We start from the raw sequence: 17,219 nt of genomic DNA on the forward strand, positions 1-17,219 counted from the left end.
AGGGCGTACCCCTCCCAGGGGATGAGTTCACGCAGCACCCGCATCGCCGTCACCGCTCGCTCACGTACCAGATCGGCCTCGACGGAATCAGCAGCCATAGGTCACCGGCTCGGCCCCCAGGGCTCGCAGGGCCTCGGCCGAGGACGCCGACCCCGTCCCGATCACCCGCGCACCCGCTCGGCGCGCGAGCTGGACAGCGAACACGCCGACCCCGCCTCCCGCGCCACCGACGAGCACCGTGTCACCCGGGCCGGGGCCGACCACGGCCAGCGCCGCGGCCGCCGTCCGGCCCGCGATGGCGAGGGTGGCGGCGGTGCGGTCGTCGACGCCCTCCGGGGTGCGGTGCGCCTCGCCGCCCACCGCGATGGTCCCCGCCTCGTCCACCACGACGTGGTCGGCGACCGCGCGGGACAGGGCGCCGCCGAACACCCGGTCGCCGACCGCGAACTCGCGCACGCCGTCGCCGACCTGGTCCACGACCCCGGCGTAGTCGGTGCCGAACCCGCACGGCAGGCTCAAGCCGAATCGCGCCGCGGTCTCCGCGTCCGAGGTCATGAACCAGTCCATCGGGTTCAGGCCGGCCGCGGCGACCCGCACGCGGATCTGCCCCGGACCGGCCACCGGCACGGGCACCTCGCGGACGGTCAGGGCCTCCGGTCCGCCGAACGACTCGAACTGAACCGCCCGGCTCGTCGTCACCGGCGTGGTGACGTTCGGTTCTGCCATGCTCACCTGTCTCCTGTCGCGGCTCAGCAAGCGGACTATGCTCCGTTTCAACACCAGGCTAGCACAAGTGGAGCGTGATCCGTTTTGGCCGCCGAGGAGACCCGCAGACCGCGCGCGGACGCGGCCCGCAACCGGCAGCAGCTGCTGGAGGTCGCGACCCGCTTGTTCGCCTCGTCGGAGACCGAGCCGTCGATGCGCGCGATCGCCAGTGCGGCCGGGGTCGGCATCGCCACGCTCTACCGGCACTTCCCGACCCGGGAGTCGCTGGTCGACGCGGTCTACCGGGACCAGGTCACGCGGCTCACCTCCGGTGCCCGTGAGCTGCTCGCCGAACTCGACCCGCCCGCGGCGCTGCGACGCTGGATGGACCTGTTCGGCGAGTGGATCGCCACCAAGAACGGGATGCTCGACACGCTGCTCGCGATGATCGAGTCGGGGGAGATCGGGCACGCCCACACCCGGACCGAGCTGCTTGGGGCCATCGACGAGATCCTGGACGCCGGTCGCGCGAGCGGGCAACTCCGTGCCGACGTCCCCGCCGAAGACATCGCCGCCGCACTGATCGGCATCTTCACCGTGGCCGGTTCGCCCGGGCACAAGGCGATGGCAGACCGGCTGCTGAACCTCCTGATGGACGGGCTCCGGCCTTCCTCGCGGCGGCGTTGATCCGCATGCGGATCCCTAGTCCCGGAACTCGAACGTCCAGTGCGCACGCGGTCCCGGCCCGACCACCAGTTCGGAGTCGCCGATCCGCTCCACGTGGCGGTGATTCACCGCCTCGCTGAGCGAGAACTCGACACTCCGCAACCCGATTTCGGCCAGTGGCACGACATCCAGCCGGATCGTGGTGCCGCCGCGCGTGGCGACCGTGCCGTGCGGGGTGGTCCGGACCGCGAAACCGCCGGCCCGCAGCAGCGGCACCGTGTCGGCGTGGTCGCCCGCGGTGATCCCGATCCGGATCGCGGTGACTTCGCGCATCAGGTGGCCGGCGTAGTCGTCCGGCAGGACGCGTTCCCGTCCCACGTCGCCCGGGTACGAGGCCGGCTCGGTGTTGCTCCGCGGGTCGGCGAAGAACTCCGGCCGGTACTCCATGCCCCACGCGCCGAAGGCGTCGTAGGTGGTGATGCCGCTGGTGAAGACCACGTCGAACCACGGGACCGGGACCCCGTCGCCGAAGTCGCGCGTCTGCAGGGACAGGACCGGTCCGTCGCCCAGTGCCCGCAGTCGCTCGGCCGCGGCCCCCAGGTCGCCGTCCCGCTCGGCCGAGACCGCCAGCCCGCCTGCGCCGAGGACACCGTTCTGGCCGGCCAGGTCGCCGACCCCGAACAGCTCCAGGTACGTTTCCCGGCCCAGCACGTAACGGGCGGTCCACGTCTGCCCACCGCCGGTGGTGGTCCGGACCTGGAAGTTGGCGAATTCGCGCAGGAACTGCGAATTTTCGACCGCGTCCGCCGTCTCGCGGTCGATCACCCCGTACGCGTGGTTGAAGTACAGCAACTGCCTGTCCCCGGCGGCGGTCGCCGTGGCGCCGGCGGTTCCGGCGAACCCCACGACCATCGCGCAAAGCATGCTGAGAATTCTTCGATGTCTCCCCATGCCGACGACAGTAGAACCGTGTTGCCGGAATCGTTCCGGCCGTCACCCGTTTTGCGCAGTACCGGTCCGGTCCTCGAACAGGGCGGCCAGGCTCTGCGGGACGCTGTCGCCGAAAACGCTTTCCAGGACGGCGCTCTCGTCGGGTGGGTTGGCGGCCCGCGTGAACATCGCCTGTTCGTACTCGGCCAGTGCGGTTTCGACGTCGTCGTGGGCGGCGAGCGCCTGGGCGAGTTCGGCGCCGTCCAGCATGGCCAGGTTCGCGCCTTCGCCGTTGGGTGCGGCGAGGTGCGCGGCGTCGCCGACGAGCGTCGCTCCCGGCACGCGCTCCCAGCGGTGCCCGGTGGGCAGGGTGTGGTGCGGGCGCAGGACCGGGGCGGTGTCGCTGTCGGTGATCAGCGCGGTCAGTTCCGGCGCCCAGCCGTCGAACTCCCGCGCGATCCGCGCGGTGGCCGCCGCGGGGTCGGCGAAGTCCACGGCGGCGAACCAGTCCAGCGGCCGGGTGAGTTCGAGGTAGCCGTGCAGGGTGTCGCCGCGCTCGCGGTGGGCGAAGATCGCCGCGTCGGGGGTGGGGCCGTGCGCGATCATCGATCCGCCGCCGACCGCCTTCGCCGTGGCGGGGTGCCGCGTGTCGGCGTCGAACAGGTACGTCTCGACGAACGCGGTGCCGGTGTACTCGGGTGTGGCGCCGGTCAGCAGCGGCCGGACCCGGGACCACGCGCCGTCGGCGCCGACCAGCAGGTCCGTGACGACGATGCGGCCGTCGGTGAAGGTCACCTCGTGCCGCCCGTCGCCGAGGGTGCGGGCGCCGCTCGCCTTGTGTCCCCAGTGGACGGTGCCGGCTGGCAGCGCGTCGAGCAGCATCCGGCGCAGCTCACCGCGCTGCACCTCGGGGCGGCCGCCGGTGCCGTCGTCGGACTTCTCGAACAGCACGGCGCCGGTCCGGTCGAGGATCCGCATCGCCTGGCGGCCCTCCAGCACGAGACCGCGGAACTCCGCCATCAGGCCGGCGGCCTGCACCGCGAGCTGACCGTTGTAGTCGTGGATGTCGAGCATCCCGCCCTGCGTGCGCGCCATCGGCGACGGCTCCGCCTCGTAGACCTCGGCCGGGATGCCGTGGACGTGCAGCACGCGGGCGAGGATGAGCCCGCCGAGGCCGGCGCCGATGATCGTGACTGGGCTGCGCATCGGGAACTTCCTCCAGTGTCGGGAACGTCGTCGTCGGCGACACTGGCGGGGTTCGCTGGCACCGGGCGCACAGCACGCTGACAGCGGGCGCACAGCACGCTGGCAGCGGCGCGTCCGCTCAGCCGGCGGACCGGCGGATGAGCAGGACGTTGTCGGTGACCGTCGCGGTCTGTCCGTCGGGCCCGGTCGCTTCGCGCTGGGGGCGGTCGGCCCGCTCGACGATCCAGGTGGCGGGCAGCCCGAGTTCGGCGTGCACTTCGGCGGGACTGGGGATGTGGGTGCCCTGGTCCTGGTTCCAGGACCAAGGGGGCGATGGACCCGTGGTCGACGACGAGGAGCCGGCCACCTGGGCGCAGGGCCTGAGCGGCGGCGCGCAGGATCGCGGCCCGGGGCAGGGCGAAGGGCGTGTGGAAGTACTGCGCCGAGACGAGGTCGAAGGAGCCGTCCGGGAAGGTGTGCGCCAGGTCGTGCCGCTCGGCGGTCACGAGGTCGCCGAGGCCGGCTTGCTGGGCGAGCCGGAGGATCTGCGCGACGGCCGTTGGGGAGATGTCCACCGCCGTGACCCGCCATCCGCGGCGGGCCAGCCACATCGTGTCCCCGCCCGCGCCGCATCCGAGGTCGAGTGCGGCGCCGGCGGGCAGATCCGCCGCCACCTCGGCGAGGCGTGGATTGACCCGCGAGCCCCAGAGTGCGGTGTCCTGGCGGCGGTCCCGGTAGAGGTTCTCCCAGAAGTACTCGGGGTGCTGGCTGAGATCGTGGGTCATGGCGTTCTCCCAACTGGCTTGAAAATGAGTCTCATTGCAGAATAGGCTCCGCGGGTGACCAAGAGGGGGAGCCGCCGCGATGGACAGCGCCGAGTTCTACGACCGGACCGGTGAGTACGTGGCGGTCCTGCTGCCACAGGCGTGGCGTGAGCCGGGGCCCGCGCTGGCAGAGGCGCTGGCCGGGCTGAATCCGGCGACCGGGGTCCTGGTCGATGTCGGGGCCGGCACGGGGATCGGGACAACGATGCTGGCGGCCGCGTTTCCGGGCGCGGAGATCGTGGCGATCGAGCCGCATCCCGGTCTGCGCACGGCGCTGCTCGCGCGGATCGTGGACGACGAGGATCTCGCGCAGCGTGTCATGGTGCCGGCTGCCGACGTGCTGACCGCGCGCGTGCCGGACCGGGTCGCCGGGCTGATCGCGAGCCGGACGCTTGTCCTACCTCCGCGCTGCCTCCGCCGAACCGGCCGGGCCGGACGCCGTCACCTGGCACATGTCCTACACGGTGTCCGACGGCGATCGCCAGGTCGCCCAGCTGAAGGCGTCGGACCACTGGCACGTCTTCACGCCCGGGCAGATGGCCGACGAACTCGCCCCGGCCGGCCTGCGGGCGGAACCGGCGGAGGGGTCGCACGGCCTGCACGTCATTACGCGCCGATGACTCCGTAACCCGTGCCCCGGAGCGTGGCGGAGGTGGTCGGCGCGGTGGACCTCGCCACCTCGCCCGCGCACTCGTCGGCCTGACGTGCCGGTTCGTCGCCGCGGGCCGCGGCTACGAGGTGACCTGCCTGCACGTCAACACCGCCGTTGACGGCCGCTCGGAGCCGCGCTCCAGTGCGGCTGTCCACTTCGAACTCCCGGCCCCCCTTGTGATCAGGCTCGCACGACATCGTTGAAAACGATTGTCGATGTCGGTTATGCTCCGTCCGTCCCCGCCACTGACCGATCGGCCCCCACTCGTGCTCGTTCGCCCGCGCCCACCCGTCGCGCTGGATCGCCGCCTGCGTGCGTCCGTCCACCGCTCCCGCCTCGCGTCGCGGATCACCGTCAGCGCCCTCGTCGTGGCGATCCTGCTGCTGGTCGTCGTGTCCGGGGCGGTCGGCACGGTCGACGTCGGGGTGACCGACGCGGCCCGGATCGTGGTGGGGCACCTGCTGCCGGGCATGCCGTGGATGTCCGACGGCAGCCTGACCCCGCTGCAGGACCAGGCGGTGTGGCAGTTCCGCCTGCCCCGCGCGCTGCTGGCCGCGCTGTCCGGCGCCGGACTCGCGCTGGCCGGGGCGATCATGCAGGTGATCGTGCGTAACCCGCTCGCCGAGCCCTACCTGCTCGGCGTGTCCTCCGGCGCCGGGGTGGGCGCGGTTCTCGTCATCACTCTCGGGTCGGCGGCGGTCGGCGGGCTGCCGCTCGGGGCCGCGGCCTTCGCCGGCGCGCTGGTGGCGAGCCTGGCCGTGGCGCTCACCGCGCGGCACCGCGGCATCCTGTCCCCGACGCGGATGATCCTCTCCGGCGTGGCCCTGGGCTCCCTGTTCAGCGCCGTCACGAGCTACCTGACGCTGACCACCGAGGCGCAGAACGTGTTCAGCGTCCTGTTCTTCCTGCTGGGCAGCGTGTCCGCCGCGTCGATGAGCTCACTGGCCGTCCCCGCGGTGGCGTTCGTGGCCGCGTGCCTCGTCGTCGGGTTGCGCACCCGGGCGATGAACGCGCTGCTCAGCGGCGACGAATCGGCCACCGCGCTCGGGGTGGACGTGAACCGGCTGCGCGCGGTCCTGCTGGTCACCGCGGCGCTGTTGACCGGCTCGATCGTGTCGGTCAGCGGCGGAATCGGCTTCGTCGGCCTGGTGGTCCCGCACGTGGCCCGGATCCTCGTCGGCGCCGACCACCGGCGGATGCTGCCGGTCGCGGTGCTCGGCGGCGCCGCGTTCCTGATGCTCGCCGACCTGCTCTCGCGCACGGTCGCCGCGCCGGCCGAGGTGCCGATCGGCATCCTCACCGCGGTGGTGGGGGCGCCGTTCTTCCTGTGGCTGATGCGCCGGGACACGGCGGCGCGGGCGGGACTCGACCGATGAGGGTGCGCCTCGACCACGTCGGTGTCAGCCTGGCGGGCCGCGCCGTGCTGCGCGACGTCAACCTGGAGGTGCCCTCCGGCCGGTTCCTCGGGCTGGTGGGCCCCAACGGCAGCGGCAAGTCGACGCTGCTGCGCACGCTCTACCGCGCGGTCGCGCCGGAGTCCGGCCGGGTGCTGCTCGGCGAGAAGGACGTGTGGCGCACCGGCCGCCGCGAGGTCGCCAGGACGGTGGCGGTCATGACCCAGGAGACCTCTACCGAGTTCGACATGACGGTCCTGGACGTCGTCCTGCTGTCCCGGGTGCCGTTCCAGCGCGGGTTCGGCCGCGACACCGACGCCGACCTGGACCTGGCGTGGACCGCGCTGGACACGGTGGGCGCCACGGACCTCGCCGACCGGCCCATCGGCCGGCTCTCCGGCGGGCAGCGCCAGCGGGTGATGCTCGCCCGCGCCCTCGCCGCCGACACCCCGGTGCTGGTCCTCGACGAGCCGACCAACCACCTCGACATCGCCTTCCAGCTGGAGCTCATGCGCCTGGCGGCCGGCCTCGGCCGCACGGTCATCGCGGCGCTGCACGACCTCAACCTCGCCGCCACCCACTGCGACGAGATCGCGGTCCTCGACGCCGGCCGCCTCGTCGCCGCCGGGCCGCCCGCCGAGGCCCTCGCCCCGCGGGTGGTCGAGGAGGTCTTCCACGTCGGGGTCACGCGCCTGACCCACCCGGGCACCGGCGGCCCGGTCCTGGTTTTCGACCATCCACACCGGACTGGTCCCTGCCCCGGTACGAACAGAGATGAGATCCATGCCTAGAACCGCGCCCCTGATCGCGCTCGCCCTCGGCGCCACCCTGGTCGCCGGGTGCGGCTCCGCGGTCACCCCGAACGCCTCGCCGGACACCGCCCAGGCGGTGACGATCACCAACTGCGATCGGCAGATCAGCGTGCCGTCGACCCCGGCCGCGGCCGTCGGGCTGAGCCCGTCCCAGACCGAGCTGCTGCTGCGGCTGGGGCTGGCGGACAAGCTCGTCGGGCAGGCGCAGACGGACACCGCGCCGCTGCCCGCCGACGTCGCCGCCCAGGCCGCCGCCGTGCCGGTGCTCAGCGAGTCCGGGCCGCCGAGCCGGGAACAGCTGCTCAACGTCAAACCGGACTTCGTGTTCTCCCCGACGATGTACGAGTTCACCGCCGAGCAGGGTTTCGCCGGCCTGGACCAGCTCGCGCAGGCCGGCGTGACCGCCTACGTCGCCACCGGCGGCTGCGCCCAGCGGCGCATGACCGGCACCGTCGAGGACATCTTCACCGACCTGGACAACCTCGGCCGGATCTTCGCCGTGCCCGACCGCGCCGGCACCCTGATCGCGCAGAGCCGCGCCAACCTGTCCGAAGTGGACGCCGCGATCGCCGGCCGCGCGAAGCCCACCGTGGCCCAGGTGTACCTGGAGGGCACCACGGTGACCGCGATCGGCGCCGGCATCGAGTACGACATCATCCGCCGGGCCGGCGGGAGCAACGTGTTCTCCCCGCAGGACCCGCGGTTCGCCAAGTTCTTCGCCGCCCAGATCACCCCGGAGGCGCTCGCCGCGGCCGACCCGCAGGCGATCGTGTTCGCCGTCAACTCGCCTGAGCACGAGCAGGCCACCCGCGACTACCTGACCCGCACGTTCCCGAACGTGACCGCGGTGCGGGAGGGCCGGCTGATCGCGATCGACGCCGCCGACACCTACCCGGGCACCCTCGGCAACGTCTCGGTGGTGCGCGAAATCGCCCAGCAGCTGCACCCGGGCGCCTTCGCGTCGTGATCCACCGCGGGCTGCTGCGCCTGGCGGGGGTCGTCGCCGGACCGGTGGCGCTGCTGGCGGCGCTGGCCGTGCTGGTGTCGGCCGCCCACGTCGCCGCGGCCGTGCTGACCGCCGCCGTCCTCGCCGACCTGACCGGCGGGGACGTCGCGGCGGTGCCGGCCACCCTCGCGGTGCTGGCCGGGGTGGTCGCCGTGCGGGCGGTGCTGGTGTGGGCGCGCGAGGTCGCCGCCGCCCGGTTCGGCATCGCGATCCGCACCCGGCTGCGGGCCACCCTGCTGCGCCGCATCGCCGAGCTGGGCCCGGCGTGGGCGCAGGGGGAGCGGGCCGGTGCGGTCGCGCACACGGTCGTCGACGGGGTGGAAGCCCTGGACGCCTACTACAGCCGCTACCTGCCCCAGCTCCTGGTTACCTGCCTGGTCCCGGCCGCGGTCACCGGGTGGCTGTTCACGGTGTCGGCGCCCGCCGCCACTGTCTTGGCCGTGGCGGTGCTGTGCGCGGTGGCGGTGCCCCGGTTCTGGGACGCCCGGCTGATGCGCACCGGACGTACCCGGTGGCGGGCCTACGAACAGCTCGCCGCCGGTTATCTGGAAGCGACCAGGGCGATCGCGGTCCTGCGGATGTTCGGCGCGGGGCGGCGCACCGGCGACCTCCTCGCCGCGCGCGGCGGGGACCTGCACCGGTCGACCATGTCGCAGCTGCGGGTGTCACTGGTGGAGGCCGGTGTCAGCGCGCTCGCGCTGCACCTGGGCACCGCCGCCACCATCGTCGTCGCCTGCGCCGGGGTGCTCGGCGGCGCGGCGCCCGCGGGTTCGGTGCTGCTGTTCCTGCTGTGCGCCAGGGAATGCTTCCGGCCCGTGCTGGACCTGTCCGCGCACTGGCACCTCGGGTACCAGGGCCTGGGCGCGGCCGCCGGGCTGGAGGAGATCCGCACGGCGCGACCGGCCGTCGCCGACACCGGAACCCGCACCGAACCGGCCCGCCCGGGCGCCGGAGTGCGGCTGCGCGAGGTCACCTACCGCTACCCGAACGGCGCCGGTGTGCACGAGGTGAGCTTCGACTGCGCGCCGGGGAGCACCACGGGGATCGCAGGCCCGTCCGGGGCGGGCAAGAGCACGCTGGCGCGGCTCCTCGTCCGGCACGCCGATCCCCAGCACGGCCGCATCGAGCTGGACGGCACCCCGCTGACCGGTTACACCCTCGCCGCGCTGCGGGCGAGCATCGCCGTCGTCGGCCAGCACACCTACCTCTTCCACGGGACCGTGGAGGAGAACCTCCGGCTCGCCCGGCCCGGCGCCACCACGGCGGAGGTCCGCACGGCCGCTCACGTCGCCGACGCGCTGGGGTTCATCGAGGCGCTGCCCGACGGGTTCGCCACGGTGCTCACCGAGAACGGGTCGCGGCTCTCCGGCGGGCAGCGGCAGCGGCTGGCCATCGCCCGCGCCGTGCTGGCCCGGACCCCGGTGCTGCTCCTCGATGAAGCGACCTCGGCGCTGGACGTCGACACCGAGCACCGCGTCCTGACCCGGCTCGCGCGACACTGCCCGGACGTCACCCGGATCGTGATCGCCCACCGGGAAACCGCGCTGCGCGACGCCACCACTCTGGTCACGATCGAATCCGGCCGCGTCGCCAGTGTCGCCGGGGTCGCGGCGTGAGCGGCCCGCTCCGGCGGCTGCTGCCGGTCATCGCCGAGCAGAAGGCCGCCTTCGCCTGGACACTGGCGGCCAACGTCGTCGTCCAGCTCGGCACGCTGTCGCTGGCGGTGGCCGGCACCTGGCTCGCCGGCCGGATCGCCGCCACCGGCTCGGCGCCGCTGACGGCCGTTGCGTTCGTCCTGTTCGGACTCGCGGTGCTGACCGCCGCGATGACCTGGCGCGAATCCTGGGTCTCCCACGACCTGGCCTACCGGTTGATCGCCACCCTGCGCGCCCGCGTGTTCGGCGCCTTCCGCGTCAGCCTGCCCGACCGCGCGAAACCGCGGCGGAGCGGGGACCTCGTGTCGGTCGCGTTCGCCGACCTCGACCGGCTGGAGTGGCTCTACGCCCACACCGCCGCCCAGGCGCTCACCTGTGCGGTGCTGATCGCCGCCACCACGACCCTGTCGTTGCTCGTCACCCCGTGGCTGCTGCTGGTGTGGGTGCCGCTGGTCGCCGTGACCGCGGCGCTGCCGTGGCTGACCGGCCGGGTGGCCACCCGGCAAGGCGCGGAGCTGACCGGCGCGGTCGCGGCGCTGAACGCCGAGCTCGTGGACACCGTTCACGGGCTCGGCGAGCTCACCGCGGCCGGGGCGCTGGAACGGCGGCTCGGGGCGCTCGGGCGGCTCACCGGCACCCTGGCCGCCGTGCAGGCCAGGATCGGCTTCCGGGCCGGGGTGGAACGCGCGGTGCACGACGCGACGGCCGCACTTGCCGGGATCGGCGCCCTCGCCGTGTGCGCGGCCAACCTCGCCACGGTCGGCCGTCCACTCGCGCCGGTCGCGACGGTCCTCGCCGTGGCGGCGATCGGGCCACTGGCCCAGATCTCCGACCTGCTGCGCAACCTCGGCACCCTGCGCGCCGCGGCGACGCGGATCACCGGCGTCCTGGACCGGCCGCCCGCCGTGGACGAACCCCGGTCGCCTCAGGCGTTGCCGCCACGCGAGCACGCGACCGGATTGGTGTTCGACGCCGTCACCTTCGGGTACGGCGACGGGCCGCCCGTGCTGCGCGACGTGTCGCTCGCCGTGCGGCCGGGGGAACGCGTCGCGCTCACCGGCCCCTCCGGCGCGGGCAAGACCACGTGCGCGCTGCTCGCCGTCCGCATGTGGGACCCCGACGGCGGTCGCATCACGCTGGACGGGGTTGCGCTGACCGACCTGGCCGACGACGACCTGCGCGACGCGATCAGCATCGTGCCCCAGGAGCCGGGACTGCTGGCCGGCACGATCGCGACGAACATCCGGCTCGGCCGCCCCTCGGCCGCCGACCACGAGGTGGCGGAAGCGGCGCGACGGGCGGGAATCCTCGACCCCCGGGCCGGCCTGCCGGACGGCCTGGACACCCCGGTCGGCGAGGCCGGGGCCGGGCTGTCCGGCGGGCAGCGGGCCCGCGTCGCGGTCGCCCGCGCGCTGCTGATGAACCCGCGCATCCTCATCCTCGACGAGGCGACGGCCAACCTCGACCCCGACGCCGACCAGGCCATCACCACCGCACTCGCCGCCACCGGGGAGGACATCGGCATCCTGGTCATCGCCCACCGCCCGGCCACGCTGGCGCGCTGTGACCGGACGATCCACTTGCCCTGACTCAGCGCGCCCCGGCGATCCGGTCCGGCAGCCGGGCCGCCAGGTGGTCGATCAGCTCGCTGACCCGCCGGGGCACGTGGACGTCGTCGGCGAGGAGGGCGTAGATGTCGGCCGGCGGGGTGGGGACTCCGGGCAGCACGCGGACGAGCTCGCCACTGTCCAAATACGACCGGACCTGCCACTCCGAGCGCATGATCACCCCGTGCCCCTGCAGCGCCCAGTCGGTGACGACGTCCCCGTCGTTGCTCGACAGGCGGCCGCGCACCCGCACCTGCCTCGGCCTGCCCGCGGTGCCGAACCGCCACAGGTCGAAGTCCCCTTCGTTCTCGCGCAGCACGATGCAGTCGTGGTCGGCCAGGTCCTCGACCCGTTCGGGCATGCCCTTGCGGTCCAAGTAGGACGGTGCGGCGCAGGGCACCCGGCGGTTGCGGGCCAGCCGCCGCATCCGCAGTGTCGAATCCGGCGGGGTGCCGACGTGGACGGCCATGTCGAACTCGCGCCGGTGCGGGCGCAGCGGCAGCGCCGTGGTGTGCAGCCGGACGTTCAGCTGGGGGTGCCGGGCGGTGAACTCGCCGAGCAGGGGCGCCACGTGCGCGCGTCCGAGCCCGAGGGTGGCCTGGACCACGACCGAGCCGCGCAGGTCGGCCGAGCGGTGCGTGATCAGGTCGTCGAGCTCGCGGACCTGGTCGAGGATCGTCTCCAGGCGGGCGGCGTAGAGCTCGCCCTCGAAGGTCAGCACCAGCCGGCGCGTGCCGCGGTGCACCAGGCGCGCGTCGAGCCGTTGTTCCAGCGCCCGCAGGCGTTTGCTGACCGCGGGCAGCGAAGACCCGAGCTCGCGCGCGGCGGCGGTGAGCGTCTCGCTCGCGGCGACCACGTGGAAGAAGCGGAGATCGTCGATCGAGCTCATCCGCGCCCCTTTCTTTCCCTGAGCGAAAGGATAGGTTGCCCGGAGAGCTCTTGTCGTGGGGTGCGGCGCCGATCAAGGTGAAGGGCCCGAGCACAAGGAGCCTGCCGTGTCCCACCGTTACCGCATCGCCGTCATCCCGGGGGATGGCATCGGACGTGAGGTCGTGCCCGAGGGCCTGCGGTGCCTGCGCGCCGCCGCCCGCGCCCACGGCTTCGGCCTCGACGTCACCGAGTTCGACTTCGCCAGCGCCGATTACTGGGTGCGCCACGGCGAAATGCTGCCGCCGGACTGGCGGGAAGTGCTCGGCGGCTTCGACGCGATCTTCTTCGGCGCCGTGGGCTGGCCCGACGTCGTGCCCGACCACGTGTCGCTGTGGGGGAGCCTCCTGCGGTTCCGGCGCGGGTTCGACCAGTACGTCAACCTCCGGCCGGTCCGGCTGCTGCGCGGGGTGCGCAGCCCGCTGCGGGACCACGGACCGGGCGACATCGACTTCGTCGTGGTCCGCGAGAACACCGAGGGCGAGTACTCCAGCATCGGCGGCCGGATCTTCGAGGGCACCGACCGCGAAACAGTGGTGCAGGAGACCGTGATGACCCGGACCGGAGTGGACCGGGTGCTGCGGTACGCGTTCGAGCTGGCCGCCGCGCGCCCGCGCAAGCACCTGACGTGGGCGACCAAGAGCAACGGCATCTCCATCACCATGCCCTACTGGGACGAGCGCGCGGCCGCGATGGCCGGGCGGTACCCCGACGTGACCGCGGACTCCGACCACATCGACATCCTCACCGCCAAGTTCGTCCTGCGGCCCCAGGACTACGACGTCGTCGTAGCCAGCAACCTGTTCGGCGACATCCTGTCCGACCTCGGCCCGGCGTGCGCCGGGACGATCGGCATCGCGCCCAGCGCCAACATCAACCCCGACCGCACCTGGCCCAGCCTGTTCGAGCCGGTGCACGGCTCGGCCCCGGACATCGCGGGGCGCGGGATCGCCAACCCGGTCGGGCAGATCTGGAGCGGCGCGATGATGCTCGACCACCTGGGGGAGCCGGCCGCGGCAGCGCAGGTCGTCGCCGCGATCGAGACCGTGCTCGACGAGCGGCCGGAGGTGCGCACTCCCGATCTCGGCGGCTCCGGGACGACCGAGAAACTCGGCGCGGCGATCGCCGACGAGATCACAGCGGCGGTGATGTCATGACCCGGCCCGTCACCGACCCGGTCGGCCTGGAGGTCCGCTGGGACCGGCTGGCCGCCGCGACCGACGAGGCAGCCTCCACCATGCTGCGCACGGCGTTCTCCACCATCATCCGCGAGTCCAACGACTACACCGTCGTGGTGATGGACCGCCGCGGGCGCACCATGGCGGAGTCGCGCGCCGGGATCCCCGGTTTCGCGGCCCTCATGAGCTCCCTGACCGGGCTGGTCCTGGACCGGTTCCCGGCCGGGGACTGGCAGGACGGCGACTGCGTCATCACGAACGACCCGTGGATCGCGACCGGGCACCTGCCCGACATCGCCATGATCACCCCGATCTTCCACCGGGGCGCGCTCGTCGGTTTCGCCGGCACCGCCGCGCATTCCCCCGACATCGGCGGCACACCGACGATGGGCGCCACCGAGCTGATCTCGGAGGGCATCCTGATCCCGCCGCTGCGGCTGTTCCGGGCCGGCCGCGTCGAGCAGGGGGTCAAGGACCTGCTGCTCGCCAACGTGCGGCTGCCCGGCGCGTTGTGGGGCGACCTCGAAGCCCAGGCCGCCGCGCACGCGGTGTGCCGTCGGCGGGCGCAGGAGTTCCTGAGCGACTTCGGCGAACCGGACTTCGAGCGGTTCGCCGCCGAGGTGCACGCGCTGGCCGACACCGCGCTGCGGACGGCCATCCGTGAGCTGCCGGACGGCGTGTACCGGGCGGGCGTGGACGCCGACGGCGTCGAGGGGCACCCGACGCACATCGAGTGCGCCGTCATCGTGAGCGGGGACCGGATCACGATCGACTACACCGGGACCTCGGCCCAGGTGCCGTTCTCGACCAACTCGACCCTGAACTACACCCGCGCCTACTCGGTGTACCCGCTGAAGATCCTCCTCGACCCGGCCACCCGCACGAACTGGGGCTCCTACCGGGCGATCAGCGTGACCGCACCGGAGGGCACGATCGTCAACCCGACGTTCCCGGCGCCCGTCGTCGCGCGCCACCTGACCGGCCACCTGCTCTCGTGCGCGATCTATCAGGCGCTCGCGCCGGTGCTGCCGGACCGGGTCGTCGCCGACAGCGGGGGCGCGCCCGCCCTGCGCGTCCGGTTCGCCGGCGTCGACGACGACGGACGTCCCTTCGCGCAGATGCTGTTCGCCAACGCCGGCATGGGCGCCTCGCAGGACAAGGACGGCCTGTCCACGACCGCCTTCCCGACCAACTCCGGCAGCGGCAGCGTCGAGGCGCTCGAAGCGACTTCCCCGCTGCGGTTCGTGCGCAAGGAGCTGCGGGCGGGCTCGGGTGGCCGGGGACGGCGCCGCGGCGGGCTGGGACAGGACATCGAGGTGCACAACCCGACCCGACGCCCGGTGCAGATGGTGCTGCTCGGCGACCGCGAGCGGCACCCGGCCCTCGGGCTGGCCGGCGGGGAGCCGGGCGCCGCCGCACACGCGGTGCTGGACACCGGCGAACGCGTGCCGCTGAAGTCGGTGTCACAGCTGGCCCCCGGGGCGTCGGTGCTCATCTCGTTCCCGGGCGGCGGCGGGTTCGGCCCGCCGGAGGACCGCGAGCCGCACCTGGCCGAAGCCGACGAACTCGGCGGCTACACCACCGCCGACGCGCGAGAGGAGACCCGTCGATGAGCCGCACGGCCCGGATCGGCGTGGACGTCGGCGGGACGTTCACCGACCTGCTCCTGCACGACCCGGCGCGCGACCTGACGTGGCCCGGCAAACTGCCCACCACCCCGTACGCGCCCAACGAGGCGATCACCGCGGGCATCGCCCGCCTGCTGGCCGAGACCGGCACCCCGGCCGGCGACGTGGCCGGGGTGGTGCACGGCACCACGCTGGTGACCAACACGCTGCTGGAACGCACCGGCGCCGTCGTCGGGCTGCTCACCACTCGCGGTTTCCGCGACACCCTGGAGATGGGCCGGGAGATCCGGTTCGACACCACCGACCTGCACGCCCGCCCGGCTCGTCCGCTGGTCCCGCGGCACCTGAGCCGCGGGGTGGCGGGCCGCATCGCGGCCGACGGCGCCGAGCTGGAGCCGCTGGACGAGGACGAGGTGCTCGCGCGGGTGCGGGAGTTCCGCGCGCAGGGGGTCGAGGCGGTGGCGGTGGCGCTGCTGCACTCCTACCGCGACGACAAGCACGAACGGCGGGTCCGGGAGCTGCTCGCGCGCGCCCACCCGGACGTGCCGGTCACCCTGTCCAGCGCGGTCGCGCCGGTGATCGGCGAGTACGAGCGGGCGAGCACCGCCTGCCTCAACGCCTACGTGCAACCGCTGATGGCGCGCTACCTCGACGCGCTGCGGGACGACCTGCTGGCGATGGGCGTCGACGCGCCGCTGCACATCATGCTCTCCGGCGGCGGGGTCACGACGCTCGACGACGCGAAGGAGTTCCCCGTCCGCCTGCTGGAATCCGGGCCGGCGGCGGGCGCGATCGCCGCCGCGGCCGTGGCCCGCCGGCTCGGTGAACCGGACGCGCTGTCGTTCGACATGGGCGGCACGACGGCCAAGATCGCGATCGTCAGCGGCGGCCGGGTGCGCCGCAAGCACGACTTCGAGGCCGGGCGGGTAGACAAGTTCAAGCCGGGTTCGGGACTGCCGGTCCGGCTGACCGTCGCCGACATGATCGAGATCGGCTCGGGCGGCGGGTCGATCGCCGCCCCGGACCCGCTGGGGCTGCTCAAGGTCGGGCCGCGCAGCGCCGGGTCCGTGCCGGGGCCCGTGGCCTACGGCCGGGGCGGCGAGCACCCGACGGTCACCGACGCCGATCTCCTGCTCGGCTACCTCGACCCGGCCACCTTCCTCGGCGGGGAGATGCGGCTGCGCACCGCCGAGGCCGGCAAGGCGGTGGACCGGGACGTGGCCGGGCCGCTCGGTCTCGACCGGACCGGCGCGGCGGCCGGCATCGTCGAGGTGGCCACGGCGAGCATGGCCGCCGCGGCGCGGATGCACCTGTCCGAGCACGGCCGCGACCCGGCCGGGTTCGCGCTCATCGCGTTCGGCGGGGCGGGCCCGGTGCACGCCTACGGCCTGGCCAAGCAGCTGAAGATCGGCCGGATCATCGTGCCGATGCGGGCCGGCGTCATGTCCGCCTACGGGTTCCTCGTCGCCGCGCCCACGGTGGACCAGGTGCGCAGCCTGCCCTCGCCCCTGGCCGAGGTCGAGTGGGGCCGGGTCGACGGCCTCTACGACGAGATGTCCGCGCACGCCACCGCGGTGCTGCGCCCGGAACACCCGGAGCTGGTCCGCTTCCGGCGGTCGGCGGACATGCGGTACGTGGGGCAGGGGTTCGACATCGAGGTCGGGCTGCCCGGGGCGGATCTCACCCGGATCGACGCCGGACGCCTGCACCGCGATTTCGAGGAGACCTACCGCGCGACGTTCGGGCGCTGCCTGGACGGCCCGGTGGAGGTCGTCAACTGGCGGCTGACGGCGCGGCTGCCCGGGCACGACGTGGTGCTGCGCTGCGACCCGGTCCCGGGTGAGTCTCGCCGCGGGGAGCGCGAGGTGTGGATTCCCGGGCACGGCCGGCTGCGGGCGGGCGTCTGGGACCGGTACCGCCTGCGGCCGGGCACCGAGATCGCCGGGCCCGCGGTGTTCGAGGAGCGCGAGTCGTCGTGTTGCTTCGGACCGGAGTGCCGCATCCGGGTGGACGCCGACCTGACGCTCCTCGTCGACGTCGGCCAGTGATC

General features: G+C 73.6%; 14 protein-coding genes and 2 pseudogenes. 10 read left to right on the plus strand and 6 right to left on the minus strand.

What is annotated here, in order from left to right; translation table 11 throughout:
• Window positions 1–93: 93 nt before the first annotated feature.
• Window positions 94–726, minus strand: a pseudogene (locus ABZ193_RS19970) (alcohol dehydrogenase catalytic domain-containing protein); the annotation flags it as partial.
• An 84-nt stretch (window positions 727–810) separates the two neighbouring features.
• On the opposite strand from ABZ193_RS19970, the gene ABZ193_RS19975 reads away from it, so the two are divergent.
• On the plus strand, window positions 811–1,392 hold the full coding sequence (locus tag ABZ193_RS19975) for a helix-turn-helix domain-containing protein (protein WP_354710945.1): 582 nt from the start codon (window positions 811–813) through the stop codon (window positions 1,390–1,392).
• A 15-nt stretch (window positions 1,393–1,407) separates the two neighbouring features.
• Here ABZ193_RS19975 and ABZ193_RS19980 read toward each other — a convergent pair whose 3' ends face one another.
• From ABZ193_RS19980 to ABZ193_RS19995, 4 genes and pseudogenes are all read right to left on the minus strand, one after another.
• The gene (locus tag ABZ193_RS19980) at window positions 1,408–2,283 is read right to left on the minus strand and encodes a DUF5829 family protein (RefSeq protein WP_354710946.1); all 876 of its coding nucleotides are present in this window, start codon (window positions 2,281–2,283) and stop codon (window positions 1,408–1,410) included.
• Between the two features lie 81 nt (window positions 2,284–2,364).
• Entirely contained in the window at window positions 2,365–3,507 is a 1,143-nt protein-coding gene (locus ABZ193_RS19985) for an NAD(P)/FAD-dependent oxidoreductase (protein ID WP_354710947.1), read from the minus strand.
• A 118-nt stretch (window positions 3,508–3,625) separates the two neighbouring features.
• Window positions 3,626–3,763 carry a hypothetical protein gene (locus ABZ193_RS19990; protein WP_354710999.1) on the minus strand — a complete coding sequence of 46 codons (138 nt, stop codon included), beginning with the start codon at window positions 3,761–3,763 and terminating at the stop codon, window positions 3,626–3,628.
• Window positions 3,764–3,872: 109 nt separating this feature from the next.
• A pseudogene (locus ABZ193_RS19995) lies at window positions 3,873–4,271 on the minus strand (class I SAM-dependent methyltransferase); the annotation flags it as partial.
• A 431-nt stretch (window positions 4,272–4,702) separates the two neighbouring features.
• Between ABZ193_RS19995 and ABZ193_RS20000 the strand changes: the two are divergent.
• From ABZ193_RS20000 to ABZ193_RS20025, 6 genes are all read left to right on the plus strand, one after another.
• Window positions 4,703–4,930, plus strand: a complete 228-nt coding sequence (locus tag ABZ193_RS20000) for a hypothetical protein (protein WP_237336556.1) — start codon at window positions 4,703–4,705, stop codon at window positions 4,928–4,930.
• 298 nt (window positions 4,931–5,228) lie between these two features.
• Window positions 5,229–6,338 carry an iron ABC transporter permease gene (locus ABZ193_RS20005; RefSeq protein WP_354710948.1) on the plus strand — a complete coding sequence of 370 codons (1,110 nt, stop codon included), beginning with the start codon at window positions 5,229–5,231 and terminating at the stop codon, window positions 6,336–6,338.
• Window positions 6,335–7,147: an ABC transporter ATP-binding protein gene (locus ABZ193_RS20010; RefSeq protein ID WP_354710949.1), complete on the plus strand. Its 813-nt coding sequence runs from the start codon at window positions 6,335–6,337 to the stop codon at window positions 7,145–7,147. Before ABZ193_RS20005 ends, ABZ193_RS20010 begins: the two co-directional genes overlap by 4 nt.
• Window positions 7,140–8,135: an ABC transporter substrate-binding protein gene (locus ABZ193_RS20015; protein WP_354710950.1), complete on the plus strand. Its 996-nt coding sequence runs from the start codon at window positions 7,140–7,142 to the stop codon at window positions 8,133–8,135. The genes ABZ193_RS20010 and ABZ193_RS20015 overlap by 8 nt, the downstream gene beginning before the upstream one ends.
• Complete coding sequence (locus tag ABZ193_RS20020) at window positions 8,132–9,790, plus strand: ABC transporter ATP-binding protein (protein WP_354710951.1); 1,659 nt, start codon at window positions 8,132–8,134, stop codon at window positions 9,788–9,790. The genes ABZ193_RS20015 and ABZ193_RS20020 overlap by 4 nt, the downstream gene beginning before the upstream one ends.
• On the plus strand, window positions 9,787–11,418 hold the full coding sequence (locus ABZ193_RS20025; RefSeq protein ID WP_354710952.1) for an ABC transporter ATP-binding protein: 1,632 nt from the start codon (window positions 9,787–9,789) through the stop codon (window positions 11,416–11,418). Before ABZ193_RS20020 ends, ABZ193_RS20025 begins: the two co-directional genes overlap by 4 nt.
• Before the next feature lies 1 nt (window position 11,419).
• Here the strand turns inward: ABZ193_RS20025 and ABZ193_RS20030 are convergent, their stop codons facing one another.
• Window positions 11,420–12,325, minus strand: a complete 906-nt coding sequence (locus ABZ193_RS20030; protein ID WP_354710953.1) for a LysR family transcriptional regulator — start codon at window positions 12,323–12,325, stop codon at window positions 11,420–11,422.
• Window positions 12,326–12,431: 106 nt separating this feature from the next.
• On the opposite strand from ABZ193_RS20030, the gene ABZ193_RS20035 reads away from it, so the two are divergent.
• The 3 genes from ABZ193_RS20035 to ABZ193_RS20045 are packed head-to-tail and all read left to right on the plus strand — an operon-like array spanning window position 12,432 to window position 17,217.
• Window positions 12,432–13,520, plus strand: coding sequence for a tartrate dehydrogenase (locus ABZ193_RS20035; RefSeq protein WP_354710954.1), 1,089 nt, complete (start codon window positions 12,432–12,434; stop codon window positions 13,518–13,520).
• The gene (locus ABZ193_RS20040) at window positions 13,517–15,154 is read left to right on the plus strand and encodes a hydantoinase B/oxoprolinase family protein (RefSeq protein ID WP_354710956.1); all 1,638 of its coding nucleotides are present in this window, start codon (window positions 13,517–13,519) and stop codon (window positions 15,152–15,154) included. The genes ABZ193_RS20035 and ABZ193_RS20040 overlap by 4 nt, the downstream gene beginning before the upstream one ends.
• Window positions 15,151–17,217, plus strand: a complete 2,067-nt coding sequence (locus ABZ193_RS20045) for a hydantoinase/oxoprolinase family protein (RefSeq protein WP_237336548.1) — start codon at window positions 15,151–15,153, stop codon at window positions 17,215–17,217. Before ABZ193_RS20040 ends, ABZ193_RS20045 begins: the two co-directional genes overlap by 4 nt.
• The last annotated feature ends 2 nt before the right edge of the window (window positions 17,218–17,219 follow it).

This window comes from Amycolatopsis sp. NPDC006125, from assembly GCF_040614195.1.
GTDB classification, from domain to species: domain Bacteria; phylum Actinomycetota; class Actinomycetes; order Mycobacteriales; family Pseudonocardiaceae; genus Amycolatopsis_E; species Amycolatopsis_E tucumanensis.